Below are 25,637 nucleotides of genomic sequence, written 5' to 3' on the forward strand. Positions count from 1 at the left end.
GGCGACATCCTCCTTCGCCTTTAAGCCGGCTGATCTTCGGTCGCCTCAGTCTCTTCGGCCGGCTTGGCGAGGTCAGCCTCGGTGATCCAGCCGGCCTGAACGCGGGCCTGCATGATCATGGCTTCCGCATCGTCGCGGGAGACGCCGAGGCCGTCGAGCGCGCCGGCGAACTTGGTCTGCTCGCCGCCTTCCTTGCGCTCGGTCCAGCCGACCAGATCGTCAGTGGCGCAGCCGGCGAGGTCATCGACCGACTTGATGTCGTTCTCGCCGAACTTCACCAGCATCTTCGAGGTGACGCCGGGCACGTCCTTCACGGCGTCCTCGACGCCGAGTTCCTTGCGGCGGGCCTCGATCTCGGCTTCCTGCTGATCGAGATATTCGCGGGCGCGGTTCTGGAGCTCCTGCGCGGTCTCTTCGTCGAAACCCTCGATCCCGGCAAGTTCCTTGAGGTCCACCATCGCGAGCTCCTCGACCGAGGTGAAGCCTTCGGACGCGAGCAGCTGGCCGACCACCTCGTCGACATTGAGCGATTCCATGAAGACGCGGGTGGAGTTCTCGAAGTCGGCCTGGCGGCGCTCCGATTCCTCCTGCTCGGTCAGGATGTCGATGTCCCAGCCGGTGAGCTGCGAGGCGAGACGGACATTCTGGCCGCGGCGCCCGATGGCCAGCGAAAGCTGGTTGTTGGTGTCGGGCACCACGACCTCGATGCGCTCGCGGTCCTCGTCGATGACGACCTTGGAGACTTCAGCCGGCGCCAGCGCGTTGACCACGAAGGTCGCGATGTCGGGCGACCAGGGAATGATGTCGATCTTCTCGCCCTGCAATTCGTTCACGACGGCCTGCACGCGCGAGCCGCGCATACCAACGCAGGCGCCGACCGGATCGACCGAGGAATCGCGGGAAATCACGCCGATTTTCGCGCGCGAGCCCGGATCGCGGGCGACCGCCTTGATCTCGACGATGCCGTCATAGATCTCAGGCACTTCCTGCGCGAACAGTTTTGCCATGAACTGCGGATGGGTGCGGGACAGGAAGATCTGCGGACCGCGGGTCTCGCGGCGGACGTCGAAGATATAGGCGCGGACGCGGTCGCCGTTGCGGAACACTTCGCGCGGCAGCATCTCGTCGCGGCGGATGATGGCTTCGCCGCGGCCGAGATCGACGATCACGCTGCCATATTCGACGCGCTTGACGACGCCGTTGACGATGTCGCCGATGCGGTCCTTGAATTCCTGGTATTGCCGGTCGCGCTCGGCCTCGCGCACCTTCTGCACGATCACCTGCTTGGCCGACTGCGCGGCGATGCGGCCGTATTCGAGCGGCGGCAGGGTGTCGGCGATGGTGTCGCCGACCTGGGCGCCGGGGTTGGCGCGCTGCGCGTCGACCAGCGAGATCTGGTTGGAGTGGTTTTCGACCGTGTCGACCACCAGCATATGGCGCGACAGCCGCAGCTCGCCCTTCTTCGGGTCAATCTCGGCGTGAACGTCAGTCTCGCTGCCGTAACGGGCTCGCGCCGCCTTGGCGATGGCATCCTCCATCGCCGCGATGACGATGCCGCGATCGATCGATTTCTCGCGGGCGACGGCGTCGGCGATCTGGAGCAATTCAAGTCGATTGGCGCTGACTGCCATGGCTAGTCTCCTTCGTCAGGCTCGATCTCGCCGCGCCGCGCGCGTTCGGCGGCAAGGCGATGTTTCTTCGTATTGGTCGGGGCCGGCTTCTTTTTCGGCTTGGTGTTCTTGGTGGTCTTCGCACTGATCTCTGCGTGCGGTGCCTGCGGCGGCGCGATGCCGAGATCGCGGCGCATCTTGCGCTCCTCGGCCTTGCCGCGGCGCATGGATTCCGCGATCAGCTCATCGGTCAGCACCAGCCGCGCCTCGCCGATATCCTCCATGGTCAGGAGCACGTCGACATCGTCGTTCGGCTTGGCGTCGTCGCGACGCAGGTGCACGCGGTCGCCTTCGACGGCACCGAGCGTGCCACGGAACCGCTTGCGTCCCTCATGGGCGACCGCCATCTCGATCTTCACCAGATAGCCGGAATAGCGCTCGAAATCGGAGCGGCGCACCAGCGGACGGTCGATCCCGGGTGAGGAGATTTCCAGCCGATAGGCGCGATCGATGGGGTCGGCGACGTCAAGCACGGGCGACAATGCCCGCGAGATCGCTTCGCAATCCTCGAGCTGCATCGAGCCGTCCGGCCGCTCGGCCATGATCTGCACGGTGCAGCCGGCTTCGCCGGAAATGCGGATCCGTACCAGGCGGTAACCCATGCCTTCGAGCACCGGCGCTGCGACCGCAGACACCCGCGCCGCCGCGCCCGGCTCGACCACGAGCCTCGGCTCGGCCAGCAACTCGGCCTCGTTGGAACCAGTGTTCGGTTCGGTCATATCAGGGGTCAAGGCGCTCGATAGTCTCGATGGTTAAGGCTTGGTTAAAACGTCAAAGCCCGCTTCGGAACTTTCCCGACACTCCGTCGGGCCGGCATCTTCCGCCAAGCCGCGTTCAGGTAATAAAAAAGAGCGGGTCCTTTCGGGCCCACTCTCACTACGCGGATCGTATGAGAAGATGAATTGGCGCTGATATAGCCCTTTCCGCCCGCCCGGACAAGGCCCATCGCAGCGGGATGCGGGCTTTTTGCGCCCCTGCAGGCCCCCGGGGGCAACGCTTCCTTCATGAAGCGGGCCTAAATTTCCCGGTTGTGGGGCGGCTTGAGCCTATGGCGCGCCCACGGCGTGCCAGATTCGAGTTGCGTTCCATGACCGTTGCCACGTCGCTCATTCCCGGACTGGACGATATCGTCAAACGCGGTGATCCCCGGCGTCGTGGCGAGATCGCGAGCGCCATCGCCGCACTGTTCTTTCAGGACGCGTCAAAACTCCGTCCCGAGCTCGTCGATCTCTTCGACAATCTCCTGATCGATCTCGTCCCGCACGCCGAGCTTGCCTCGCGCGTCGATCTCGCCGAGCGCTTCTCGCTGCTTGATAATGCGCCGCCTCATCTGGTCGGCCAGCTCGCGCGTGAAAACGAAATCCTGGTGGCGGGCCCGGTGCTGCGCCGTTCGCCTGTGCTCGATGAAGCCGCGCTCGTCGAGATCGCGCGGCTGAAGGGCCAGGGCCACCTGCTGGCGATGACGGAACGGCCGACCCTGTCGCCTGAGATCACCGACGTGCTGGTCGAGCGCGGCGATCGCGACGTCGTGCGTCGTGCCGCCGGTAACGCCGGTGCGATCTTTTCGTCGGGTGGCTATTCGGAGCTGATCAAGCGCGCGCGCCAGGATGGCGTGCTGACGCTCAAGATCGGCCAGCGCGAAGATCTCTCCGGCGAGCACCTCAAAGAGCTCCTGGACGGCACGCTCGATGTCATTCGCCGTCGCCTCTCCAGCGTGGTCAATCCGACGCGCCAGGTCGAGATCAAGCGCGCCATGGCTTCGATCGAGGAAGCCGCGCTGCCGCCCGGCCCGCGGCGCGATTTCTCCGCTGCGCAACGCACGGTGCTTGGCCTGCATCGCGGCGGCCATCTCGGCGAAAGCGCGCTGCTTGGCTTTGCCAAGGCGAACAAATACGAGGAATCGGTCGCCACACTCTCGGCGATGGCCGGCGTCAGGCTTTCGATGCTCGATCGCCTGATTGCGGGCGATCGCTACGATCCGATCCTGATCCTCGGCCGTGTCCTGAATCTCGGCTGGCCCACGGTGCGCGCGCTGGTCCTGATGTGGTACGGGCCGCATCGCATGCCGGCCGATGCCGATCTGGAGCAGGCGCGGATAAATTTCACGCGTCTGATGCCGGCGACCGCCGAGCGCGTCGTGAATTTCTGGCGCAACCGGCGAACGATCTAGCTTCTGCGAAATCGCAAATACGCCGCCTTGCGCCCTTCGCGCGCGGCTTTTCGTCCATAGCGCGTCATGGTGTAGCCGGCCCAGGGCTGACGAAAATCATCGGCGCGTTCGGCAAGCCACTGAAAATCCGGCGCGCGCGCAAGATGCGACAGCGTCCAGGCGCAGTAGTCGTCGATATCGCAGACGAAACGGAATTCACCGCCTGCCTTCAGCACGCGCGCCATCGCGGCGATCGTCCGGTCCTGAACGAAGCGCCGCTTCCAGTGTCGCCGCTTCGGCCAGGGATCGGGGTGGATCAGATCGATCCGCGACAGCGACGCGTCCGGCAGCCAGGCCAGCAGTTCGGCGGCATCGCCGGCAAACAGGCGGATGTTGCCGATGTTGGCGGCCTCGATCTGCGCGAGGATCTTTGCCATGCCGTTGACATAGGGCTCGCAGCCGATGAAGCCCGTCGTCGTGAAGGTCTGCGCTTCCGCGGCGAGATGCTCGCCGCCGCCGAAGCCGATCTCGAGCCGTACGTCTTTGGTTGCGGGACCGAAGATCTCGGCGGCGCTCGCCGGCCTCTGCGTCGTGATGTCGAGCGAAAGATGCGGCAGCAGATGATCAACCAGCTCGGCCTGGTGCTGCCTGAGCTTGTGGCCCTTGCGCCGCCCGAAGAAGGCGCGCTCGCCGTCCGCACGATCGGAATCTGATTTGCGTTCGCTCATCGCAGTGTCTGGTACAGACGATGGAGCAGCCGCGCGCGCGGCTCGAGCGAGGAGACGTAGAGCTGCTCATAATGGGTGTGTGCGCCCTTGCCGTCGACGCCGAGCCCGTCGAGCGTGCCGGTATGCGGCGCAGTGAAATTGCCGTCGGAGCCGCCGCCGGTGTGGGTGTCGATCAGCTCGAAGCCGATCTCTGCGGCCAGCGTCTTGGCGTGCTCGTATAGCGACGCGCCCGCGTTGCCCTTCTCGTAAGGAGGACGGTTGAGCTCGCCGGTGACGGTGACGGTCACGCCGTCGGTCCTCGATGTCAGTCCGAGGATCCTGCCGACGAACTCCTCCGCATCGTTGATACCAGGCACGCGCAAATCGACTTCGGCATAGGCCTCTTCCGGCGTGACGTTGGGCCGCGTGCCGCCGCGCACCACGCCGACGTTGACGGTGACGCCGCGCTTCAGATCGTTCATCCCTTCCAGCGTCTGGATGACGTTGGCGAGCTCGCGCACTGCGCTGCGGCCGTCTTCGGGCCGCGAGCCGGCATGTGCGGGCACGCCCTTGATGTAAATCTTGAATCGCCCGACGCCCTTGCGTCCGGTGACGATCTTGCCGCCGTCGCGCGCCGGCTCCGTCACCAGCACGTATCTGGCCTTGCGCCCTTCCGCCTCGATGAGCCCGCGCGAGGTCGGGCTGCCGGTCTCCTCGTCGGAGGTGAACAGGTGGGTGATGCCGAGCGGCGGACGATCGGGCGCAACGCAAAGCTCGCGAAAGGCATGATAGGCGATGTAGGCACCGCCCTTCATGTCGTAGATGCCGGGACCGAACGCGCTGTCGCCCTCGACCTTGAAAGGCAGACGTTCGATGAAGCCCATGGGATGAACGGTGTCGAGATGGCTGAGCACCAGGATACCGGGCCGGTCCTGGCCCCAGGTCGAACGCACCACGAGATGATCGCCGTAGCCATCGACGCCGGCGACGCGTTCGAGCGTGACAGGCAGGTCGCGATAGTGGTCGGCAACCATCGAGGTCAGCTTGTTGACCTGCTCGGGCACTTCCGTCGGCGTCTCGATCTCCACCCAGCGGCGGATACCAGCGAGAATAGTTTGGGAATCGAACGAATTGGAGTTCGCCATGAAAATATCTGTACCTTCGAATCGCATCATCTCGGCGGAGGCGATGCAAAGCGCAACCGCAAATGACGACATAGGCCAGATTTGGCGCAGTCTCAAACTGGAATGAGTTGGCGCGTCAGCGCTTGTCCGGGCCTTCGCGGGCGGCGATCTGCTCGACGAGATCGACGATCGAACGGCGCAGCTTCGAATCGGTGATTCGGGTGAACGCCTTGGTCAGCGCGAGCCCTTCCGAGGTCGCGAGGAAGTCGGAGACATAAGAGGGCGATGCACCTTCCGCGAAGCCATCGGGGCCGGCGACGCCGCTCGGTCCGCCCTCGAAAAGGAACGACACCGGCACCTGCAGAATCTCGGCGATCTGCTGGATTCGGCTTGCGCCGACCCTGTTCGTGCCCTTCTCGTACTTCTGAACCTGCTGGAAAGTCAGCCCCAAAGCTTCACCGAGCTTTTCCTGACTCATGCCCAACATGATGCGGCGCATACGCACGCGACTGCCGACATATTTGTCAACAGGGTTGGGCGCTTTCGACATTTCCTCAGCCCTCCAAACACCACCGTCGGCGCAATAGAAGTATTGCCTCAGGTGACAGCGACGTCAAAATTTCACCCTGATTGGGGAAACATTGCGGAGAAATTTAGCAATGCACCGCTGTCTTATGCAGCGGGTGCAGAATGGGGAGCCCGCCTGCAGTCTGTCAACCGTGGGACTACGGTTGTCAAAGGTTTCCGGCCACGTCGACCGAAAACCGCTGGCGACGGTGTGATCACGGGTGCCGTTTGGCAACACGTCGCCGTACCGCCAGAATTACAGCCAGCGCGACGAGCATGGCTGCGGGGATATCGCCGACTCTCGCATAGATAGTGGGCGGGATTGCGATGGGCAGACTTGCATCCAAAATGCCTTCGATGCCGAGACCGAGGCTGGCCACTGTGCGGCCCATCGGATCGATCACTGCCGACACGCCGGTATTTGCGGAGCGGACCAGCGGCAGTCCGAGCTCGATGGCGCGCATCCGCGCCTGCTCTAGATGCTGGTACGGACCGGTCGAGATGCCGAACCAGCCGTCATTGGTGAGGTTCACCATCCAGCCCGGGCGCTCATCGCGCGTCCCGACTTCGCCGGGGAAGATCGCCTCGTAGCAGATCAGTGGCAGCGCGGGCGGTGCGCCCGGCACCGGCAGCACGTGCCGCACCGTGCCGGGAATGAAGCCGCCGCGCATCCGCGTCAGTTGCTCGAAGCCGATCTTCTCCATCAAACCCTGGTAGGGAAGAAATTCGCCGAACGGAACGAGGTGCAGCTTGTCGTAGACCGCCAGCACGCTGCCGTCGTGGTCGATCACGTAGATCGAATTGTAGGCCCGCGTGATCGGCGAGCCCGGCGGCAGATCGGGAGCGCGGACCGATCCGGTGATCAGCACCGTGCCCTTGGGCAGCAGTTCGGCGATTTGCGCCATCGCGTCGGCTTCGCGGGTCAGGAAGAACGGAAAGGCGGATTCCGGCCAGATCAAGATCGTGGCGGCGCTCACTCCGGTTGATTGCGGTCCGGAGGCGCGGTCCGACAGCGCGAGATATTTCTTCATCACCTCCGCCTTGGCGGAGTAGTTGAATTTTTGGTCCTGCTGGAGGTTTGGCTGCATCAGGCGCAGCCTGGCACCCGCAACCATCGTGGTCGGATGCAGCGACATGCGGATGGCGCCGAAGATGCCCATGACGACCAGCAGCGCAACGGCCCCGGCCGGCACGCGCCAGGCCAGGCTGCGGTCGCGCGTGCGGTCGATCAGCACCGCTGGGCTTGCGAAGATCGCAACCGTGAGGAACGTCATGCCCCACTGGCCGATCAGCGAGGCCGTCTGCGCCAGCGCCAACGGCTCCGACAGCGCATAGCCGAATGCGTTCCAGGGAAAGCCGGTTAGCACGTGCCCGCGCAACCATTCGCCGACCGTGAGGCTCGCGGCGAGCGCGAGAATCCGGGTGGCATCCTTGGTCCAGAGCAGGCGGGCCAGCGCGAAACCGATCGCCGCGAAAATGGAGAGATAGGCCGGCAAGCCCAGCACGGCGAACGGCGTCAGCCAGGCGAACACATCGGCATCGACGAAGAAGGCGTAGCCGATCCAGTAGAGACCGGGCACGAAATAGCCGAGCCCGAACCAGTAGCCGGTCAGCGCTGCGGCGGGGACGCCGCCATACCGTCCGGCCCCGGCGCCATCGATCAGCCAGACCATCACGGGGAAGGTGACGAACAGCACCGGCCAGGCATTGAACGGGGCCAGCGCCAGCACCGACAGCGCACCGCACGCCATCGCAAGCAGCGCGCGCTTCCACCCCCAGGTCAGGATGATGGCAAGCGCAATTTGCCGAAGTCGCTGGAATGCGCTCACTGCGGGCCGGTCCCGTCGCCAGGCGGCGGGGTCGGCGTGTCGCCCGACTGCGGCTGACCGTTCTCCGGCGCGGCCTCGCGGCGGCGGGTCTCGCGCTGGGTGCGCGGCGCGGGGCGTTCCTTCCGCGTCGAGATGCGCAGCCGCTTGACGCGGCGCGGATCGGCATCGAGCACCTCGACCTCGTAATTGCCGGGGCCCGAGATCACCTCGCCGCGCACCGGCAGGCGCCCGACGAAGCTGACGAGATAGCCGCCCAGCGTCTCCACCTCCTCGCCGGCCTCGCCGGTGACGAAGTCCTCGCCGATCACGGTGCGCACGTCGTCGAGGCTGGCGCGGGCATCGGCGATGAAAGCGTTGTCGGGCAGCCGTACGATCGACGGCGGCTCGTCGCTGTCGTGCTCGTCGTCGATTTCGCCGACGATCTGCTCGACGATGTCCTCGAGCGAAACCAGCCCGTCACTGCCGCCATATTCGTCGACGACCAGCGCCAGGTGAATGCGCGTCGCCTGCATCTGCGCGAGCAGGTCGATTGCCCGCATCGACGGCGGCACATAGAGCAGCTTGCGGATGATGCGCGCGTCGTGCAGCGGCAGCGCGAGGTCGACGGCGCGCAAATCGAGCCCGGCCGGCAGCGGCTTCTTGCGCTTGGTCTTGGTGGCCTGCGGAACGCGCGCACGCGCGGTCATGAAAGCGAGCAAATCGCGGATGTGGACGATGCCGACGGGATCGTCGAGCGTCTCGTTGTAGACCACGAGGCGTGAATGGCCCGCGCTCTCGAAGCGGTCCATCAATTCGCCGAGCGGGATGTCGCGCTTCACCGCGATGATGTCGGCGCGATGCACCATGACGTCGGCGATGCGGCGCTCGTGCAGGCCGAGGATGTTGCGCAGCATGGTGCGCTCGACCGCGGAGAAGCCGGTGTCGTCGGGCGTCGTCGCATCGAGCACGACCTGGAGATCGTCGCGCACCGAGCCGGCCTTCCAGCCGAACAGCGTGCGGATGGCACGCAGCAGCCAGCCGTCCGCGGTCGGGCGCATGACCTCGCCGGGCGCGACCACGGCCGGCAGGTTGGCCGTGTTGCGCGGATTGTCGTGAATAGGCTCTGAATCCGGCATCTCAGTGCGTCCCTGCGCGGTCTGCATAGGGATCGGGGATGCCGAGGTGAGCCAGAATCTCGGTTTCGAGCGCTTCCATTTCTTCCGCGTCGCCGTCGTTCTCGTGATCGTAGCCGATCAAGTGCAGGAAACCATGCACGGCGAGATGACTCAAATGATGATCGAATGGCTTATGTTCCTCGTCCGCCTCGCGCCGCATGGTCTCGTAGGCGATCGCGATGTCGCCGAGCATGCGCGGCGCATCGCCCGGCTTCCATTCGCCTTCCGGCTGGAGCGCGGGGAACGACAGCACGTTGGTCGGCTTATCGATGCCGCGCCAGTTGCCGTTGAGCGTGCGGATGCCGGCATCATCGGTCAGCATCACGGCCACTTCTGCGTCGGCGACATCTTCGTCGACGGATGCGGCGGCAGCCGCGACGGCGCGCTGGATCACGGTTTCGGCGTCAGGCTCGCTTTGCCAGCAATCGGCGACGACGAGGACCTCGGTCATGGGAAGGTTGGGATGTGACATGGTTTTGTTCGGAACGATAAGGCGCTGGATCTGCGCCCGTGTGGTCCCGCTGTTGTCTCATCAGGATTTGTTGCCGGCGGGCGGCCGCTGCGGCAACCCTTCGTAGGCGGAGACGATTCGTGCCACGAGCTCGTGGCGGATCACGTCCTCGGCTTTGAAATGAACTTGCGCAATGCCTTCGACGCCACTCAGCAGACGGGTTGCCTCGGCGAGCCCCGAGGTCTGGCCGTTCGGCAAATCGATCTGCGAGGGATCGCCGGTCACGATCATGCGGCTGTTCTCGCCGAGACGGGTCAGAAACATCTTCATCTGCATCGACGTCGTGTTCTGGGCTTCGTCCAGGATGATCGCGGCGTTGGTCAGCGTGCGGCCGCGCATGAAGGCGAGCGGCGCGATCTCGATCTCGCCGGTCTGCAGCGCGCGCTCGACGATGCGTGCGTCCATGAGGTCGTAGAGCGCGTCGTAGATCGGGCGCAGATACGGATCGACCTTCTCGCGGAGGTCGCCGGGCAGGAAGCCGAGCCGCTCGCCGGCTTCGACCGCCGGACGTGACAGGATGATCTTGTCGACCTCCTTGCGCTCGAACAATTGCGCGGCATGCGCGACCGCGAGCCAGGTCTTGCCGGTGCCGGCGGGGCCGATGCCGAACACGAGCTCATGGCGCTTCAGCGCGCGGATGTAGGAGTCCTGCGCGGCCGTTCGCGCGCGCACCGGGCGCTTGCGCAAGTTGATGCTGTCGAAGGCCGACTTTGCCGACTTGGCGTCGAACTCGAACAGGGAGCCCTGGGCGATCACGGCGCGGATCGCGCCTTCGACCTCACCCTGGTCGACATCCTGCCCCTTCACGGCGTGCGCGTAGAGCGTCTCCAGCACCCGGCGTGCCGCGTCGCAGCCGTCGCGGGTGCCGCCGATCGTGATGTGATTGCCCTTGGAGTCCACGACGACGCCGAGCCTCCGCTCGATCTGCGCCAGATTCTGGCCATAGGGGCCGACCAGCGCGGATGCGGCGCGGTTGTCGTCGAAGTCGATGACGACCTGGGTCTCGGGCGGAACTTGCATGTCGCGGTCAAATTTGCGGCTGGGAGCGATAGCAGACGAATCCGATGCGCTTTTTGGCAAGGGTTCAGGCTCCCGTAGCGATGGATGATAAAGCGGGCTCGCGCGTGCGTTGCGTGGCGAGCTCGCCGAGGAAACTGTAGCGCTCGAGGCTGTCGATCCGCACCGGCAGGATTTGTCCGATGATGTCGGGCGAGGCCATCACATGTGCAGGCTGAAGGAAGGCGGTGCGGCCGACGATCTGGCCGTCCTTGCGCGCCGGACGTTCGAACAGCACGTCGACTGTTGAGCCAATCGCAGCCTTGTTGAAGGCCGATTGCTGGCTGTCGATCAATTCCTGGAGCCGCTCCAATCGCTGGTCCATCTCGGCGGGGGGCACCGTCTCCTGCATATCCGCGGCCGGCGTTCCCGGCCGGGCGGAGTATTTGAACGAATATGCTGCAGCGTAGCCGATTTGCGTGACAAGCGCGAGGGTCGCGAGAAAATCTTGCTCGCTCTCGCCGGGGAAGCCGACGATAAAATCTGATGAAAAAGCAATGTCTTGGCGCGCCGACCGGAAACGGTCGATGACATCAAGATAATCATTGGCGGTATGTTTCCGGTTCATGGCGGCCAGGATTCGGTCCGAGCCCGACTGCACCGGCAGGTGCACGAACGGCATCAGCGCATCGAGATCGCGATGGGCCGCAATCAAGCTGTCATCGACGTCGCGGGGGTGGCTGGTCGAGTAGCGTAGCCGCGCGATGCCGGGAATCCCGGCCAGACGCTCCAGCAATTGGCCGAGCCCCCAGCTTTTTCCGTCAGGCCCGTCGCCGTGATAGGCGTTGACGTTCTGGCCGATCAGCGTGAGCTCACGAACGCCGTTGTCGGCAAGGCGCTTCACGTCGTCGATGATCTTTGCCACCGGACGTGAGACCTCGGCGCCGCGTGTGTAGGGCACGACGCAGAAGGTGCAGAACTTGTCGCAGCCTTCCTGCACCGTGACGAAAGCGGAAATGCCGCGCGCGCGGATCGCATCGGGCCTGGGCTGGGCGAGGAAGCCGAATTTGTCCGCGGCCGGAAACTCGGTCTCGATCGCGCGGCCTTCGCTCCCGGCCCGCTTCAGCAGCTCGGGCAGATGATGATAGCTCTGCGGACCGACCACGACGTCGACCGCCGGCGCGCGGCGCACGATCTCCTCGCCTTCGGCCTGCGCGACGCAGCCTGCCACCGCAATCTGCATGGCACGGCCCTCGCGCGCGGCCTCGTCCTTGGCGACGCGCAGCCGGCCGAGCTCGGAATAGACCTTTTCAGAAGCCTTCTCGCGGATGTGGCAGGTGTTGAGGATGACGAGGTCGGCCTCCTCGGCATTCGCCGTCTCCACGAATCCTTCCGGAGCCAGCGTGTCCACCATGCGCTGGGCATCGTAGACGTTCATCTGGCAGCCATATGATTTGATGTGCAGCTTGCGCGGCGGCTTCATGGAACCCGGAATTGAGGTGCAGGACGCCCATCAGATATAGGCTGGAGAGCCGAAAATCCAGCGATTGGGGGGCTTTTCGGCTGTCATTCCTGGGCGCGACGCAGTCGCGAACCCGGAATCCAGAGGTTTTGGCACGTGATTCCGGGTTCGATGCTGGCGCATTGCCCCGAAATGACGCCGAGAGGACGAAATCAGCCCGTCAGCGCGTCCACTTCGATCCGGCGGACCAGCTCAGGTAATTGATGCATGTCCGAGAAGGTCAAGTCGGCACCCGCCTGGCGCAGGGTCTCGGCATGGCCGGCCCCGCAATGGCTGCCACCGTAAAAGCCGAACACTTTCATCCGGGCCGCGCGCGCGCCGGCGATGCCGGAAAGGCTGTCCTCGATCACGACACAGCGCTGGGGCGGGACGCCCATTTCCTTCGCGGCAAACAGGAATAGGTCCGGTGCGGGCTTGCCGTTTGTCACCTGCGAGGACGAGAAGATGTTTGGTGCGAGGCGTTCATAGAGCCCAGTGCTTCCGAGACTCACCCGCATGCGCGGATGCGAACCGCTCGATGCAACGCAGACACGTTGCGTCACGACGTCGAGCACGTCGTGGATGCCGCGGATCGCTTCGAGGTCGGCTTCGAATGCGCGAAACAGCTCGTCCTGCAGATCGCCGTGATAGGCCTCTGGCAGCTTGCGGCCGAGTTCGGTTTCGATCTCGAGATTGGCCTGTTTTGTCGAGCGGCCAAGGAAGCGCTCGGACACCTGCTCCGATGTGATCGGATAGCCGTGCCGGGTCAGCACGTCGGCATGGGTGCGACAGGAGATCGCCTCGCTGTCCACGAGCACGCCGTCGCAATCGAAGATGATGAGATCAACGGCCACTAGATCAAGACGTCGGCGTGTCGTCGTCGAGCGGAACGCAATAGAGCTCGAGCCGGTGGTCGACCAGCTTGTAGCCGAGCTTGCGGGCGATCTCCGCCTGAAGCTTCTCGATCTCTTCGGAGGTGAACTCGATCACCTTGCCGTCGCGCAGATTGATGAGGTGGTCGTGATGGCTGTCGCGCATCGTCTCGTAGCGTGCGCGGCCCTCGCGGAAGTCGTGGCGTTCGATGATGCCGGCATCCTCGAACAGCTTGACGGTGCGATAGACGGTCGAGATCGAGATCTTGTCGTCGACGGCGACGCAGCGCCGGTACAATTCCTCGACGTCGGGGTGATCGACCGCCTCCGCAAGCACGCGGGCGATGACGCGGCGCTGCTCGGTCATGCGCATGCCGGTGGCGGCACAGCGCCCCTCGATGCCGGACGCCTTGGATGCGGAAGAAGGTTTAAGTCCAGTCATGTGATATCTGCCTGACGGGGCGCTTTCTGCCATCGATATTAGGACAAGTCACGTCGCATCAGAAGTGCGTTCAATTGTTCCCCGTTGGCCTGCTTATAGTAGCGTTCGCGGCGCCCGACCACCACGAATCCGCATCGCGCATAGAGCCGTCGCGCCGGCTGATTGTTCTCCTCGACCTCCAGAAAGATCGTGCGCACGCCTCGCCCTGCGAGGTGACCGAGATGGGTCATCAGCAGCGTGCGGGAGAGACCGCGGCCGCGATGGGACTGGTCGACCGCGACCGAGAGGATTTCAGCTTCGTCCGCGCCGATCCGCGACACTGCAAAGCCGATCGTCTGGCGCCCCAGGCGCAAGCGGTGGACGAGCGTGTTGCGCTCGCTGAGCATGGTCTCGAACTCGCTTTCGCCCCAGCCCTGCGCAAAGGAGACGCCATGGAGCTGCGCCAGCCGCGCCGCGTCGCGCGCTGACGCCGGTTCGACGGCGGCGGTGCCGCCGCGCCACCATTCCGAAAACCATCTCGTCATGACGTTGCGGCTTGAGCCGCGAGCAGCGGCTGGGCCGCCGGCTTTGCATCGGGCGCCTTCAGATAGAACGGCCGCGCCGGATTGGTGTCGGGATTTGCCGCAGCGCCGAGCCAGGCGACCCAGCTGATGTCGGGCGCGGGCTGCGCGTCGACCGAAACAGGTTGCGGCGCATCCTTCGGCCAGCGCTCGGCGAGAATTTTCGCGGCATTGCCGACCAGATGCGGCGCGCCGAATTGCGAGGCCGCGATCGCCTCGTCGATGGGAGCGACGGCCGGCCGGACCAGCAAACTGCCGTCACCGGCGACGATCTGGAAATAGACGTGGTCGTGCCGCGCATCGATCGCCGAGATCACCGGCGCAGGTCCGCTCTGGCCGACAATGGCGGCCGCATAGGCCGACAAGGTGGTGAGACCGACAGCCGGCCGCTTGGCCGCGAGCGCGAGACCGCGTGCTGCCGAAATGCCGACCCGCAAGCCGGTGAAGCTGCCGGGGCCGACCGTGACCGCGATGCGGTCGAGCGCCGTAAAAGCGAGATCGGCCGACTGCATCACGCGCGCGATCATCGGCATCAGCGCCTCGGCATGGCCGCGCTTCATGAGCAGCTGCTCCTGCGCGAGGAGCTCACCGGCGTCGGTGTCGAGAACGGCAGCCGCGCATGCTTCGAGCGCAGTATCGATGGCGAGGATCAGCATGAAAAAGCGAATGGCGAGTGGCGAATAGGGAGCAGTTTAGCGAACCAGACGCCTATCCGCCATTCGTCATTCACTCTTCGAAGTCCCCCGATATTGCCGCACTTCGTAGGGTGGGCAAAGGCGCTCTTGCGCCGTGCCCACCAACTTGTCTCCAAGAAAAGAAGGTGGGCACGCTTCGCTTTTGCCCACCCTACGGCACCTCGCTTACATCGGCCGGACTTCGACCACGTCAGGCACGAAGTGCTTCAGCAAATTCTGGATGCCGTGCTGAAGCGTCGCGGTCGATGACGGGCAGCCGGAGCAGGCGCCCTTCATGTTGAGATAGACGATGCCGTCCTTGAAGCCGCGGAAGGTGATGTCGCCGCCGTCATTGGCGACTGCGGGCCGCACGCGGGTCTCGATCAGATCCTTGATCATGTCGACCGTCTCGGCATCGGACTCGTCGAAGAACTCGTCCTCGTCGTCGAGATCGGCGTCGCTGGTGGCCGCACCGTCCGCGAGCAGCGGCGCGCCGGACATGTAGTGCTCCATGATGGCGCCGAGGATCGCGGGCTTGAGCTGCTGCCATTCACCGTTCGCCTTGGTCACGGTGATGAAGTCCGATCCATAGAACACACCGGTGACGCCGGGCACCTCGAACAGCTTTTCGGCGAGCGGCGAGCGCGCAGCGGTTTCGCGGCTCGAAAATTCCATCGGGCCGCCGTCGACCACGACGCGGCCGGGAATGAATTTGAGCGTGGCGGGATTGGGGGTGGCTTCGGTCTGAATGAACATGGTTTTCTCCGGACGTCGCCGGTTCAAGGCCGGCGCGTGCTCTATCCAGTAGCAGATGGCGACGGCAAACGCACGGTCAAGGGGGTGGGGAGGGTCGTTTCGCTGTCATTTCAGCGGGTTAGGGCGTTCGCTGAACCTCCTCGGAAGGCTACGACAGCGAATCCACGCTTCCGTCGCTCAGCGCGCCGGAAATGACGGTCACCGGCACCGGGAACGTGCCGAGCGCATGGGTGAGCAGCGCCACCCACGGTCCCGGCCCTTCCGCGCCCGGGCTGGCGGCGAGGACGAGCATGGCGATATCAGGGTCTTCGTCGATCACCGCGAGCAGCTGCTCCATCGCGGCGCCCTCGCGGATGAGCCGTTCCGGCGTGATCGCGGCGATGCCGTTGGCGCGGCCGGCGGCGCGGTCGAGCGCGGCCGCCGCCGCTTCATGCGCCTCGGCGCGCATGATGTCGGCGACGCCCAGCCATTGCTGGTTCTGGTCCTCGATCTCGATGATGCGCAGCATCACCACGCCGCCGCCGGCGCGGATCGCCCAGCGGCTGGCGTAATAGACCGCGCGATCCCATTCGGCGGTGTCGTCGACGATGACGAGACATTTGGGCTTGTGACCCGGCTCGAAGCAAAGTCGCTTGCTGGTCATGCCTATCCCGGAATGTGCACAGGCGGGCATGCTGCCACACTCGCTCCCGCTTGGGGAGAGGCGAAGCGGCCCGCGCCATGGCGCAGGCCCAAGCTAGCAACCGCAATCTTCAGCGGCGGCGGACGAAGCCGACGACGTCCTTGGAGAGGTTCATGGTCTCCTCGGCGAGGGCACGGGCCCGATCGGAACCATCGTTCAGGATGGTCTCGATATGGCTGGGGTCGGCGACCAGGCGCTTCATTTCGCCGGCGATCGGCGCGAGCTTCGTTACGCACAGCTCCGCCAGCGCGTTCTTGAAGCTGGAGAACTGGCCGCCGCCGAACTCGCCGAGCACGCTGGCCTTGGGACGGCCGGAGAGCGCGGCGAAAATGCCGACGAGATTGTCGGCCTCGGGACGTGCTTCCAGGCCCTTCTCTTCGCTCGGCAAGGGCTCCGGATCGGTCTTCGCCTTGCGGATCTTCTGCGCGATGGTGTCGGCGTCGTCGGTCAGATTGATGCGCGAATTGTCCGATGCATCCGACTTCGACATCTTCTTGGTGCCGTCGCGCAAGCTCATCACGCGCGTCGCCGGGCCCGTGATCAGGGGTTCCGGCAGCGGGAAGAACAGGCCGTCATTGCCGCCGTGGCTGCGAATGGAATCGCCGAAGTCGTTGTTGAACTTCTGGGCGATGTCGCGCGAGAGCTCGAGATGCTGCTTCTGGTCCTCACCGACCGGAACGTGGGTGGCGCGGTACAGCAGAATGTCGGCGGCCATCAGCACGGGATAGTCGAACAGCCCGACCGAGGCGTTCTCGCGGTCCTTGCCGGCCTTCTCCTTGAACTGGGTCATGCGGCCGAGCCAGCCCATGCGCGCGACGCAGTTGAAGATCCAGGCGAGCTCGGCGTGGCCGGAGACCTGGCTCTGGTTGAATACGATGTGCTTCTTGGGGTCGATGCCGCTGGCGATGAACGCCGCGGTCACCTCGCGGGTGTTGCGTGCGAGCTCGGCCGGGCCGCCCCAGACGTCCAGGCCCTGCGTGATCGCGTGCATGTCGACGACGCAATAGATGCAGTTGTGGGTTTCCTGCATCTTCACGAAGTTGACGATCGCGCCGAGGTAATTGCCGAGGTGCAGATTGCCCGTCGGCTGGACGCCCGAAAAGACCCGTTCAACGAATGGCATGGCAAGAGTTCCTGGAGGTATTCGGGCCGTCGTTTCCAACAGCGGGGCTGCCCCGTCAAGGGTAATTCGATGGCTTTGCCCGCCAGGGGTTGGCTAGGCGGGCCGCTTCAGGGCGTTGACCGCCTCGCGCCAGGACGCCGCGCCGAGGATTTGCAGGAGCAGGCCGTAGACGGCAATTCCGGCGCCGATCTGCAAGCCCAGCACAATGAAGCGGATCAGGCCGTGGGCCTCCACCGGCATCAGCCCCGTCGTCAGCCAGAGCAGCGCGCCCATGGCGGCGGCCGCAAGCACGATCCGCGGCAGCCGCTTGCGGCCGGCAGCGTCGACCGAGAAGCCGAATTCGCTGGTGCCATTGCGGAGCAGCGAGAATGCGCTGCTCCAGGCGCCCGCCGCGATGCTTGCAGCGATCCCGCTCGCGCCGAAGAAATGGCGGAGCAGGACGGCGAGCAAGACCGCAACCACAAAGCCTTTGGCCGTGGCGAGCAGCGGCGTCATGGTGTCGCTGCGAGCAAAGAAGGCCGGCGACAGCGCCTTGATCAGCACATGCGCCGGCAGCCCGAGCGCCAGCCACATCAACGCGCGAGCGGTGGCTGCGCTGTCCTCCGCACCGAACGCGCCGTGCTCGAACAACAGCCGCACGATCGGTTCGGCCAACACGGCGAGGCCGAGCGTGGCGGGCAGCGCGAGCCCGGTCGCGAGCTCCAGTGCGCGCGATTCCGCATGCGCCACCGCGTCGCGATCGCCGCTCCCCACCGCCCGCGTCAGCTCCGGCACCAGCACCGTGCCCATGGCGACGCCGACAATGCCGAGCGGCAGCTCGATCAGGCGGTTGGCGAAATAGAGCCAGGACACGGCCGACGGCGTCGCCGAGGCGATGATCGCGCCGGCCACCATCAGCCATTGCGGCCCGGAGCTTGCGATCATGCCGGGGATCGCCTTGGCAAAGAAGCCGCGCATCTCCTTGTCGAAGCTTGCGCGCAACGGTGTCGCGAGATGCGCACTTCGTTGCGACAGCAGCATCAGGAGCTGCAGCAGGCCGGCAATGCCGACGGTCGCCGCCAGCATCCACGCGGCGAGCGACGCATCGGCGCGCCCCAGCAGCAGCGCGGCGATTGTCGCGATCAGTGCGATGTTGAACAGCAGCGGCGAGAACGCCGTGAGCGCAAATCTCTCTTGTGCGTTCAGCAGCCCCATCAGCACCGTGACCGGGCCGGCAAAGGCGAGATAAGGCAGCATCAGCCGCGCGTTCTGCACGGCGAGATCGAGCCTGTGGCTGCCGACGAATCCCGGCGCGACGATCGTGATGATCAGCGGCATCAACAGCGCGATCACGATGGAGATCACGATCAGGGCCGCGCTGACCGTCCCGAGCACGCGTCCCGCAAACGCGGAGGCGGCCTCTTCGCCATCGCGGTCACGGACGCGCAGCCAGGCCGGAATCAGGGCTGCATTGAGTGCCCCTTCGCTGAGCAGGCGCCGCACCACGTTGACGAGCTGGAAGGCGGCCAGAAACGCATCCGCCACGGCGCCGGTGCCGAGCAGCGCCGCGATCAGGGAATCGCGGGCAAAGCCCAGCAGCCGCGAGGCCAGTGTTCCCGTCGAGACGGTCAGGAAGGAGCGGATCATCGGTCGTTATAATACCGTTGCTTGCCCGTGCGGGTCCGGTCGTGATAGGCCGCGAGCCGGATTTCAGGCCGACAGGAAGCGGATTTCCGCAGGTATCGCAATCCGGCAAACAGGATCAAGGTGAATGGCTGACGTGAAATATGACGTTCTCGGCATCGGCAACGCGCTGTTCGACGTGCTGGTCCGGACCGATGAAGCCTTTTTGGCCAAGCACGGCATGACCAAGGGCAGCATGTCACTGATCGACGAGGCGCGGGCCGCCGCGATCTATGCCGACATGGGCCCGGCGACGGAAGTCTCCGGCGGCTCGGCCGCCAACACCATCGTCGGCATCGGCAGCCTGGGCGCGCGTGCCGCTTACGTCGGCAAGGTCAAGGACGACCAGATCGGCAAGCTCTATGTCCACGACATCCGCGCCGCCGGCGTCGGCTTCAACACGCCGGCCGCGAAGGACGGTCCTGCCACCGGCTGCTCCTACATCCTGGTGACCGGCGACGGCGAGCGCACCATGAACACCTATCTCGGCGCGGCCCAGGATTTGTCGCCGGCCGATATCGATCCGGCCGAGATCGCGGCCGCCAAGATCGTCTATCTCGAAGGCTATCTCTGGGATCCGCCCGGCGCCAAGGAAGCCTTCGTCAAGGCGGCCAAAATCGCGCACGAGGCCGGCCGCAAGGTGGCGCTGACGCTGTCGGACTCCTTCTGCGTCGGCCGTTACCGCGACGAGTTTCTGGGGCTGATGCGCAACGGCACTGCCGATATCGTGTTCGCCAACGAATCCGAGCTGCGCTCGCTCTACGAAACCTCCGACTTCGACACAGCGCTCAAGCAGCTGCGCAAAGACGTCAAGCTCGGTGTGGTCACCCGCAGCGAGAAGGGTTGCGTGGTGGTGACGCCGACCGACGCCGTCGCAGCTCCAGCTTCGCCGATCAAGCAGTTGGTCGACACCACCGGCGCCGGCGATCTGTTCGCGGCCGGCTTCCTGTACGGCCTCTCGCGCGATCTGTCGCACAAGCAGTGCGGCGAGCTCGGTGCGCTTGCTGCCGCCGAAGTGATCCAGCACATCGGCGCCCGTCCGCAGGTGTCGCTGAAGGAGCTGGCGCAGCAGCGCGGGCTGACGATTTAGTCGTCTTCTCTCTCCCCGTCATTGCGAGCCTCACTCTCCGCTGTCGTCGCACGGCTCGACCGGGCGACCCAGTATTCCAGAGACGCTAGTGGAATACGGAGAAACCACGGCGTACTGGATTCCCCGCTTTCGCGGGGAATGACAGTGTTGGTGTGGTGAGAGCACTCACCGCATCACGCCGTCTTCGCCGCCTTTAATCCCAGCCGCTGCTCGACCGCCTCGCGCATCACGAATTTCTGGATCTTTCCGGTCACGGTCATCGGAAATTCGTCGACGAACTCCACATAGCGCGGGATCTTGTTGTGGGCGATCTGGCCATCGCAGAAAGCGCGGACCTCCTCTGCCGTCAGTGTCTCGCCGGACCGGACACGGATCCAGGCGCAGAGCTCCTCGCCATAACGGGTGTCGGCCACGCCGAAAATCTGCACGTCCTGGATCTTCGGGTGACGGTACAAAAACTCCTCGATCTCGCGCGGATAGAGATTCTCGCCGCCACGGATCACCAGATCCTTGATGCGGCCGACGATGTTGCAATAGCCCTCGTCGTCGATGGTGGCGAGATCGCCGGTGTGCATCCAGCCGTTGGCGTCGAGAACGTCGCCGGTTTTTTCCTTCTCCTCCCAATAGCCCAGCATGACGCTGTAGCCGCGGGTGCAGAGCTCGCCGCGTTCGCCGCGCTTGACGATCCGGCCTTCGAGATCGACGACCTTCACTTCGACATGCGGATGAATCCGCCCGACGGTGGAGACGCGCCGCTCGAGCGGGTCGTCTGTTGCGCTCTGGAAGCTGACGGGGCTGGTCTCGGTCATGCCATAGGCGATCGTGACCTCGCGCATGTTCATCTCGGTGTTGACGCGCTTCATCACCTCGATCGGGCAGGGCGCGCCGGCCATGATGCCGGTGCGGAGTGATTTCAGGTTGAACGTCGCGAATTCGGGATGATCGAGCTCCGCGATGAACATGGTCGGCACGCCGTAAAGCGCGGTGCATTTCTCCTGCTCGATCGCGCGCAGCGTCGCCAGTGGATCAAAGCCCTCGCCGGGATAGACCATGGTCGTGCCGAGCGTGACGGATGCGAGGTTGCCCATCACCATGCCGAAGCAATGGTAGAGCGGCACGGGAATGCAGATGCGGTCCTGCTCGGTCAGGCGCATCGCGCGGCCGGTGAAATAGCCGTTGTTGAGGATGTTGTGGTGAGTCAGCGTCACGCCCTTGGGCGATCCCGTGGTGCCGCTGGTGAACTGGATGTTGACGGGATCGTCGAACTGAAGCGCCGCGCCGAGCGCCGCAAGCTGCTCTCGGTGGTTGGCGCCACCCATTCGCGCGACGTCCTCGAACGGGATCGTGCCGGGTGCTGACGGCCCGCCGATCTGGATCACCATCCGTAAGGCTGGCAGCCGTGCCGCCTGCAGCTGTCCTGGCTTGGCGCTCGCCAGCTCCGGCAGCAGCGTATTGAGCATCTCGATGTATTGGCTGGTCTTGAATGCCGTCGCGGTGACGATCGCCGCGCAGCCGACTTTCTTCAACGCGAACTCCAGCTCGCTGAGCCGGTAGGCCGGATTGATCGTGACCAGGATCAGGCCGGCCTTGGCGGCGGCGAACTGGGTCAGTGTCCATTCCGGACGGTTCAGCGACCAGATGCCGATCCGCTCACCGCGCTCGAGGCCGAGCGCGAGAAAGCCCGCGGCGAGCGCGTCGACGCGTTCGGCGAATTCAATCCAGGTCCATCGCACGCCGTGGCTGGGCGAGACCAGCGCCTCGCGCGTGCCCCAGCGCCGCACGGCGTGGTCGAGACTGCGCCCGATGGTGTCGCCGAGCAGCGGCGTATCCGAAATGCCGCAAACGTAACTGTCACTTTTATCCGCCAAATCGAAATCCTCTCGTCAAAGATGGTCGGCGTGATCTTTCTCAGTCGTCATGCCCGGGCTTGTCCCGGGCATCCACGTTCTCCGTGCAGCAAGGCAAGGCGTGGATGGCCGGGACGAGCCCGGCCATGACGTTTGGTGAGAGTTCTCAGCCCCTCAGGCCGCCTTCTGTCCGCTCCCCGCATCGAGCCCGGCATAGACGCCACGTTCGAATCCCGCGAACGCCTGCAGGCATTTTGCGTCCGCAAACGGCAGCAGCTGCATCAGGATCACGCCCGTGACGTCGCGCGCGGGGTCGATCCAATAGTAGGTGTTGGCGAGGCCAGCCCAGGCGAGGCTGCCTGCGCTGCGGCCCTCTGCGGTCTTGTCGGTGTTGATCATGAAGCTGAGGCCCCACTTCTTCACCTGGTCCGGATAGAGATCGACGTCGTTGGTGTAGATCGGCGCCGCCGTGGTCATCTTGGTCATGTTGAGATCGCCCATCTGGTTTTGCCCCATCATGGCGATCGTCTCGGCCTTCAGCACCTGGTTGCCGTTGCCGCGGCCCTTGTTCAGGATCATCTGGGTGAACTTGATGTAGTCGCCAGCGGTGGAATAGAGCCCGCCGCCACCCATGTGGAATTCCGGCTCCTGCTCGAGCTCGAACGGGATCGCGGCGAGCTGGCCGTCCTCGCCGCGGGCATGCATGCCGACCAGACGCTTGCGCATGTCGTCGGTGATCTTGAAGCCGGTGTCGGACATGCCGAGTGGTGCGAACAGATTGTCGCGCAGATACGCATCGAGACGTTTGCCGCTGACGGCCTCCACGGCTTTGCCGGCGAAATCGATATTGGTGCCGTATTCCCAGCGCGTGCCGGGATCGGTCATAACAGGCGTCTTCAGCGCGGCATTCTGGCAGGTGGTGATGGCGGGGATGCCGGTCTTCTCGAGATAGACCGCGAGATCGCCGTTCCACATGTTGTAGGCGAAGCCGGCGGTGTGGGTCATCAGCTGGCGCAGCGTGATCGCGCTCTTTGCCGGCCGCAGTTTTGGCTCGCCCTTGGCATCAAAGCCTTCCAGCACCTGCGGCTGCGCGAGATCTGGCAGCAGCGATCCGATCGGCGCATCGAGCGAGAGCTTGCCCTGCTCGACCAGCTGCATCGCGCCGGCACTCGTCACCGCCTTCGTCATCGAGGCGATCCAGAACACGCTGTCCGCGGTCATCGCATCGGGCTTGGACAGATCGCGCTTGCCGAACGCGCCCTGATACAGGACCTCAGTACCGCTTGCGGCGATCGCGACAACGCCGGGGATTTCCTTGGCGTCGCTTGTCTTGCTCAGAATCCCGTCGATCTCAGCTTTGCCTTGCATGCGCGTTTCCTCCGGTTTGATTATTGTTGGAAGCGATCGATTGTCCTCCCGCATCCGCTGCGCGGCAAGCGTGGCCATATCCACCTTGCGGTCGCGATGTCGTGACTTGACGGTCCCGGCCCGGCGCGGGACGACTGATCTGCAACACTTCTTCACAATCTGCGGTGGAAGGCCGCACTTCGCCGTGACCATGGATAGGCTCAGGCGATATGTTTCGAACGTTTGGAGCACTTGAAACATTTTGTGCGTTGCGGCGCTCAGCTTAAGGCCCGATCGGCAGCTGACGTTAAGACTTGATGCAAATTTGGCGGCTGTCTACTGGCCGCGAGAGGACCCGAGATGATTTCGACCTGGAGCGAATGGAAGCGTTATCCCCGTCCCGGACGGGGCGACAATCTCGAAGCTCCGATTTCGCCCGGCATCTACGAGGTCCGCACCGCCGGCACCGGTGCGCTCTATTCCTTCGGCGCGGTCGACAATCTGGCGCAGGCGCTGGCCCTGCTGCCGGTCGGCTCTAAATCCTGGTTCGGCCGCCGCGACACCTCCGATGCGCCCGATCTCGAATATCGCACCTGTGCGACCTCCTCGAAAGCCGGCGCCAAGGCCGCCGCCGAGCGCATGATCGGCCGGCGCGAGACCTATATGAGCGGCGCGGCGTAACCTTCCCGCTCCGAGTTTAGCTCCCGGCAGATGTGCGTTGCGGGACGGTGCATTGCGCGCCGTCTGTCCCTATATTCCGGCCGATCCGATCGCCCCCAAATGATCGTCCGAGGAGTAACGCCATGACGCCGCCCGCCGCAGCACGCGCCCAGCACGCCACCGCCACCCTGCGTGACCGGTTGAAGGACCCTTCGCTCCTGAAGGAGGCCTGCTACATCGACGGCGCCTGGGTCGGCACGCCGGTCTTTGCCGTGAACAATCCTGCGACCGGCGTCGAGATCGCAAAGGTCCCGCAGCTCGGCGCGGACGACACCACCAAGGCGGTCGAAGCAGCCCACCGCGCCTTCCCGGCCTGGGCCAAGCACACCGCCAAGCAGCGCTCCAATATTTTGCGCAAATGGTTCGAGCTGATCACCGCCAACCGCGAGGACCTCGCGCTGATCCTCACCTCCGAGCAGGGCAAGCCGCTTTCAGAAGCGCTCGGCGAGGTCGATATCGGCGCCGCCTATATCGAGTTCTTCGCAGAGGAAGCCCGCCGCGTCTATGGCGAGACCATCCCGACGCAACGGCCCGATGCACGGCTGCTCGCGATCAAGCAGCCGATCGGCGTCTGCGGCGCGATCACGCCATGGAACTTCCCGAACTCCATGATCACCCGAAAGGTGTCGCCGGCGCTGGCCGCGGGCTGCACCGTGGTGCTCAAGCCCGCCAACGAGACGCCACTCTCGGCCCTGGCGCTGGCCGTGCTCGCCGAGAAGGCCGGCATCCCCAAGGGCGTGCTCAACATCATCACCGGTGACGCGCCGCCGATCGGCAAGGTGCTGTGCGAGCATCCGGCGGTGCGCTTCGTCGGTTTCACAGGCTCGACCGCCGTGGGTAAGATCCTCTACCAGCAGGCTTCCGTCGGCGTGAAGCGGCTCGGGCTCGAGCTCGGCGGCAACGCGCCGTTCGTGGTGTTCGACGACGCCGACATCGACGCGGCGGTCGAAGGCGCGATCGTCTCGAAATACCGCAACATGGGCCAGACCTGCGTCTGCGCCAATCGCATCTACGCCCAGGACAAGATCTATGACGAGTTCGTCAAGAAGTTGTCGGCGAAGGTCGTGGCGATGAAGATCGGCGACGGCACGGAAGCCGGCGTCACGCAGGGCCCGCTGATCAACATGAAGGCGATCGACAAGGTCGAGCGCCACATTGCCGACGCCGTCAAGCGCGGGGCCAAGGTCGTGACCGGCGGCAAGCGCAGCGAGCTCGGACGTTCTTTCTTCGAGCCGACCGTGCTTGCCGACGTCAAGGCGGACTCGCTGGTGGCGCAGGAAGAAACCTTCGGCCCGCTCGCGCCGGTGATCCGCTTCAAGGACGAAGCCGACGTGATCGCGATGTGCAACGCCTCGCCGTTTGGCCTCGCGTCGTACTTCTACTCCCGCGATCTCGGCCGCGTCTGGCGCGTCGCCGAAGCGCTGGAATCCGGCATGGTCGGCGTCAACACCGGCCTGATCACGACGGAAGTCGCGCCCTTCGGCGGCGTCAAGGAAAGCGGCCTGGGGCGCGAAGGCTCGCGTCACGGCATGGAAGAATATGTCGAGATCAAATACGTGATGATGGCGGGGGTGTAGGCAGTCGCAGCTTCCTCCTCGTCATGGCCGGGCATGTCCCGGCCATCCACGTCCTGTCCCGCGGTACAAAGAACGTG

24 protein-coding genes are annotated in these 25,637 nt (G+C 64.9%); 4 read left to right on the top strand and 20 right to left on the bottom strand.

Features of this window, described 5'->3' with window-relative positions; all coding sequences use genetic code 11:
• Nucleotides 1–20: 20 nt before the first annotated feature.
• Entirely contained in the window at nt 21–1,631 is a 1,611-nt protein-coding gene (gene nusA / locus ABID59_RS24675) for a transcription termination factor NusA (protein WP_354085108.1), read from the bottom strand.
• A 2-nt stretch (nt 1,632–1,633) separates the two neighbouring features.
• Entirely contained in the window at nt 1,634–2,389 is a 756-nt protein-coding gene (gene rimP, locus ABID59_RS24680) for a ribosome maturation factor RimP (RefSeq protein WP_148750928.1), read from the bottom strand.
• Between the two features lie 368 nt (nt 2,390–2,757).
• Here rimP and ABID59_RS24685 point away from each other — a divergent pair, with 368 nt between their 5' ends.
• Entirely contained in the window at nt 2,758–3,840 is a 1,083-nt protein-coding gene (locus ABID59_RS24685; RefSeq protein ID WP_148750927.1) for a DUF2336 domain-containing protein, read from the top strand.
• Here ABID59_RS24685 and trmB read toward each other — a convergent pair.
• From trmB to murJ, 16 genes are all read right to left on the bottom strand, one after another.
• Nucleotides 3,837–4,547, bottom strand: coding sequence for a tRNA (guanosine(46)-N7)-methyltransferase TrmB (trmB, locus tag ABID59_RS24690; RefSeq protein WP_354085109.1), 711 nt, complete (start codon nt 4,545–4,547; stop codon nt 3,837–3,839). The genes ABID59_RS24685 and trmB overlap by 4 nt on opposite strands.
• Complete coding sequence (locus ABID59_RS24695; protein WP_354085203.1) at nt 4,544–5,701, bottom strand: M20 family metallopeptidase; 1,158 nt, start codon at nt 5,699–5,701, stop codon at nt 4,544–4,546. Before ABID59_RS24695 ends, trmB begins: the two co-directional genes overlap by 4 nt.
• A gap of 85 nt (nt 5,702–5,786) precedes the next feature.
• Nucleotides 5,787–6,200, bottom strand: a complete 414-nt coding sequence (locus ABID59_RS24700) for a helix-turn-helix domain-containing protein (protein ID WP_148750925.1) — start codon at nt 6,198–6,200, stop codon at nt 5,787–5,789.
• 232 nt (nt 6,201–6,432) lie between these two features.
• The gene (gene lnt / locus ABID59_RS24705) at nt 6,433–8,046 is read right to left on the bottom strand and encodes an apolipoprotein N-acyltransferase (RefSeq protein ID WP_354085110.1); all 1,614 of its coding nucleotides are present in this window, start codon (nt 8,044–8,046) and stop codon (nt 6,433–6,435) included.
• Complete coding sequence (locus ABID59_RS24710) at nt 8,043–9,161, bottom strand: hemolysin family protein (protein ID WP_354031323.1); 1,119 nt, start codon at nt 9,159–9,161, stop codon at nt 8,043–8,045. The genes lnt and ABID59_RS24710 overlap by 4 nt, the downstream gene beginning before the upstream one ends.
• A 1-nt stretch (nt 9,162) precedes the next feature.
• On the bottom strand, nt 9,163–9,672 hold the full coding sequence (gene ybeY / locus ABID59_RS24715; RefSeq protein ID WP_148750922.1) for an rRNA maturation RNase YbeY: 510 nt from the start codon (nt 9,670–9,672) through the stop codon (nt 9,163–9,165).
• 60 nt (nt 9,673–9,732) lie between these two features.
• Nucleotides 9,733–10,731, bottom strand: coding sequence for a PhoH family protein (locus ABID59_RS24720; protein ID WP_027531542.1), 999 nt, complete (start codon nt 10,729–10,731; stop codon nt 9,733–9,735).
• A gap of 64 nt (nt 10,732–10,795) precedes the next feature.
• The gene (gene miaB / locus ABID59_RS24725; RefSeq protein ID WP_148750921.1) at nt 10,796–12,190 is read right to left on the bottom strand and encodes a tRNA (N6-isopentenyl adenosine(37)-C2)-methylthiotransferase MiaB; all 1,395 of its coding nucleotides are present in this window, start codon (nt 12,188–12,190) and stop codon (nt 10,796–10,798) included.
• A 191-nt stretch (nt 12,191–12,381) separates the two neighbouring features.
• Nucleotides 12,382–13,062: an HAD family hydrolase gene (locus ABID59_RS24730; protein ID WP_354085111.1), complete on the bottom strand. Its 681-nt coding sequence runs from the start codon at nt 13,060–13,062 to the stop codon at nt 12,382–12,384.
• Between the two features lie 4 nt (nt 13,063–13,066).
• The gene (locus ABID59_RS24735; RefSeq protein WP_354031327.1) at nt 13,067–13,522 is read right to left on the bottom strand and encodes a Fur family transcriptional regulator; all 456 of its coding nucleotides are present in this window, start codon (nt 13,520–13,522) and stop codon (nt 13,067–13,069) included.
• 38 nt (nt 13,523–13,560) lie between these two features.
• The gene (gene rimI / locus ABID59_RS24740; RefSeq protein WP_354085112.1) at nt 13,561–14,046 is read right to left on the bottom strand and encodes a ribosomal protein S18-alanine N-acetyltransferase; all 486 of its coding nucleotides are present in this window, start codon (nt 14,044–14,046) and stop codon (nt 13,561–13,563) included.
• Nucleotides 14,043–14,738: a tRNA (adenosine(37)-N6)-threonylcarbamoyltransferase complex dimerization subunit type 1 TsaB gene (gene tsaB / locus ABID59_RS24745; RefSeq protein WP_354031328.1), complete on the bottom strand. Its 696-nt coding sequence runs from the start codon at nt 14,736–14,738 to the stop codon at nt 14,043–14,045. The genes rimI and tsaB overlap by 4 nt, the downstream gene beginning before the upstream one ends.
• Nucleotides 14,739–14,942: 204 nt before the next feature.
• Nucleotides 14,943–15,512, bottom strand: coding sequence for a NifU family protein (locus ABID59_RS24750; RefSeq protein WP_354031329.1), 570 nt, complete (start codon nt 15,510–15,512; stop codon nt 14,943–14,945).
• Nucleotides 15,513–15,660: 148 nt separating this feature from the next.
• Nucleotides 15,661–16,155, bottom strand: a complete 495-nt coding sequence (locus ABID59_RS24755; protein ID WP_354085113.1) for a universal stress protein — start codon at nt 16,153–16,155, stop codon at nt 15,661–15,663.
• Between the two features lie 109 nt (nt 16,156–16,264).
• A complete protein-coding gene (trpS, locus tag ABID59_RS24760; protein ID WP_354085114.1) occupies nt 16,265–17,317 on the bottom strand; it encodes a tryptophan--tRNA ligase in 1,053 nt (350 codons plus the stop codon).
• Nucleotides 17,318–17,410: 93 nt separating this feature from the next.
• On the bottom strand, nt 17,411–18,943 hold the full coding sequence (murJ, locus tag ABID59_RS24765; protein ID WP_354085115.1) for a murein biosynthesis integral membrane protein MurJ: 1,533 nt from the start codon (nt 18,941–18,943) through the stop codon (nt 17,411–17,413).
• Nucleotides 18,944–19,067: 124 nt separating this feature from the next.
• On the opposite strand from murJ, the gene ABID59_RS24770 reads away from it, so the two are divergent.
• On the top strand, nt 19,068–20,069 hold the full coding sequence (locus tag ABID59_RS24770) for an adenosine kinase (protein WP_354085116.1): 1,002 nt from the start codon (nt 19,068–19,070) through the stop codon (nt 20,067–20,069).
• A 173-nt stretch (nt 20,070–20,242) separates the two neighbouring features.
• Here ABID59_RS24770 and ABID59_RS24775 read toward each other — a convergent pair whose 3' ends face one another.
• Nucleotides 20,243–21,937, bottom strand: coding sequence for an AMP-binding protein (locus tag ABID59_RS24775; protein WP_354085117.1), 1,695 nt, complete (start codon nt 21,935–21,937; stop codon nt 20,243–20,245).
• Between the two features lie 153 nt (nt 21,938–22,090).
• Nucleotides 22,091–23,284, bottom strand: coding sequence for a serine hydrolase domain-containing protein (locus ABID59_RS24780; protein WP_354085118.1), 1,194 nt, complete (start codon nt 23,282–23,284; stop codon nt 22,091–22,093).
• 339 nt (nt 23,285–23,623) lie between these two features.
• On the opposite strand from ABID59_RS24780, the gene ABID59_RS24785 reads away from it, so the two are divergent.
• Both ABID59_RS24785 and ABID59_RS24790 read left to right on the top strand, forming a co-directional pair.
• Nucleotides 23,624–23,944, top strand: a complete 321-nt coding sequence (locus tag ABID59_RS24785) for a hypothetical protein (protein ID WP_148750910.1) — start codon at nt 23,624–23,626, stop codon at nt 23,942–23,944.
• A gap of 122 nt (nt 23,945–24,066) precedes the next feature.
• On the top strand, nt 24,067–25,560 hold the full coding sequence (locus ABID59_RS24790; RefSeq protein WP_354085119.1) for an NAD-dependent succinate-semialdehyde dehydrogenase: 1,494 nt from the start codon (nt 24,067–24,069) through the stop codon (nt 25,558–25,560).
• Nucleotides 25,561–25,637: the final 77 nt, after the last annotated feature.

The organism is Bradyrhizobium sp. S3.3.6 (assembly GCF_040546905.1).
GTDB lineage: Bacteria > Pseudomonadota > Alphaproteobacteria > Rhizobiales > Xanthobacteraceae > Bradyrhizobium > Bradyrhizobium cytisi.

What these genes read in the sequence shown, in the direction of transcription:
- nusA (WP_354085108.1), bottom strand. Translation starts at nt 1,631, where the DNA reads ATGGCAGTCAGCGCCAATCGACTTGAATTGCTCCAGATCGCCGACGCC.
- rimP (WP_148750928.1), bottom strand. Translation starts at nt 2,389, where the DNA reads ATGACCGAACCGAACACTGGTTCCAACGAGGCCGAGTTGCTGGCCGAG.
- ABID59_RS24685 (WP_148750927.1), top strand. Translation starts at nt 2,758, where the DNA reads ATGACCGTTGCCACGTCGCTCATTCCCGGACTGGACGATATCGTCAAA.
- trmB (WP_354085109.1), bottom strand. Translation starts at nt 4,547, where the DNA reads ATGAGCGAACGCAAATCAGATTCCGATCGTGCGGACGGCGAGCGCGCC.
- ABID59_RS24695 (WP_354085203.1), bottom strand. Translation starts at nt 5,701, where the DNA reads ATGATGCGATTCGAAGGTACAGATATTTTCATGGCGAACTCCAATTCG.
- ABID59_RS24700 (WP_148750925.1), bottom strand. Translation starts at nt 6,200, where the DNA reads ATGTCGAAAGCGCCCAACCCTGTTGACAAATATGTCGGCAGTCGCGTG.
- ABID59_RS24710 (WP_354031323.1), bottom strand. Translation starts at nt 9,161, where the DNA reads ATGCCGGATTCAGAGCCTATTCACGACAATCCGCGCAACACGGCCAAC.
- ybeY (WP_148750922.1), bottom strand. Translation starts at nt 9,672, where the DNA reads ATGTCACATCCCAACCTTCCCATGACCGAGGTCCTCGTCGTCGCCGAT.
- ABID59_RS24720 (WP_027531542.1), bottom strand. Translation starts at nt 10,731, where the DNA reads ATGCAAGTTCCGCCCGAGACCCAGGTCGTCATCGACTTCGACGACAAC.
- miaB (WP_148750921.1), bottom strand. Translation starts at nt 12,190, where the DNA reads ATGAAGCCGCCGCGCAAGCTGCACATCAAATCATATGGCTGCCAGATG.
- ABID59_RS24735 (WP_354031327.1), bottom strand. Translation starts at nt 13,522, where the DNA reads ATGACTGGACTTAAACCTTCTTCCGCATCCAAGGCGTCCGGCATCGAG.
- rimI (WP_354085112.1), bottom strand. Translation starts at nt 14,046, where the DNA reads ATGACGAGATGGTTTTCGGAATGGTGGCGCGGCGGCACCGCCGCCGTC.
- tsaB (WP_354031328.1), bottom strand. Translation starts at nt 14,738, where the DNA reads ATGCTGATCCTCGCCATCGATACTGCGCTCGAAGCATGCGCGGCTGCC.
- ABID59_RS24750 (WP_354031329.1), bottom strand. Translation starts at nt 15,512, where the DNA reads ATGTTCATTCAGACCGAAGCCACCCCCAATCCCGCCACGCTCAAATTC.
- ABID59_RS24755 (WP_354085113.1), bottom strand. Translation starts at nt 16,155, where the DNA reads ATGACCAGCAAGCGACTTTGCTTCGAGCCGGGTCACAAGCCCAAATGT.
- trpS (WP_354085114.1), bottom strand. Translation starts at nt 17,317, where the DNA reads ATGCCATTCGTTGAACGGGTCTTTTCGGGCGTCCAGCCGACGGGCAAT.
- murJ (WP_354085115.1), bottom strand. Translation starts at nt 18,943, where the DNA reads ATGATCCGCTCCTTCCTGACCGTCTCGACGGGAACACTGGCCTCGCGG.
- ABID59_RS24770 (WP_354085116.1), top strand. Translation starts at nt 19,068, where the DNA reads ATGGCTGACGTGAAATATGACGTTCTCGGCATCGGCAACGCGCTGTTC.
- ABID59_RS24780 (WP_354085118.1), bottom strand. Translation starts at nt 23,284, where the DNA reads ATGCAAGGCAAAGCTGAGATCGACGGGATTCTGAGCAAGACAAGCGAC.
- ABID59_RS24785 (WP_148750910.1), top strand. Translation starts at nt 23,624, where the DNA reads ATGATTTCGACCTGGAGCGAATGGAAGCGTTATCCCCGTCCCGGACGG.
- ABID59_RS24790 (WP_354085119.1), top strand. Translation starts at nt 24,067, where the DNA reads ATGACGCCGCCCGCCGCAGCACGCGCCCAGCACGCCACCGCCACCCTG.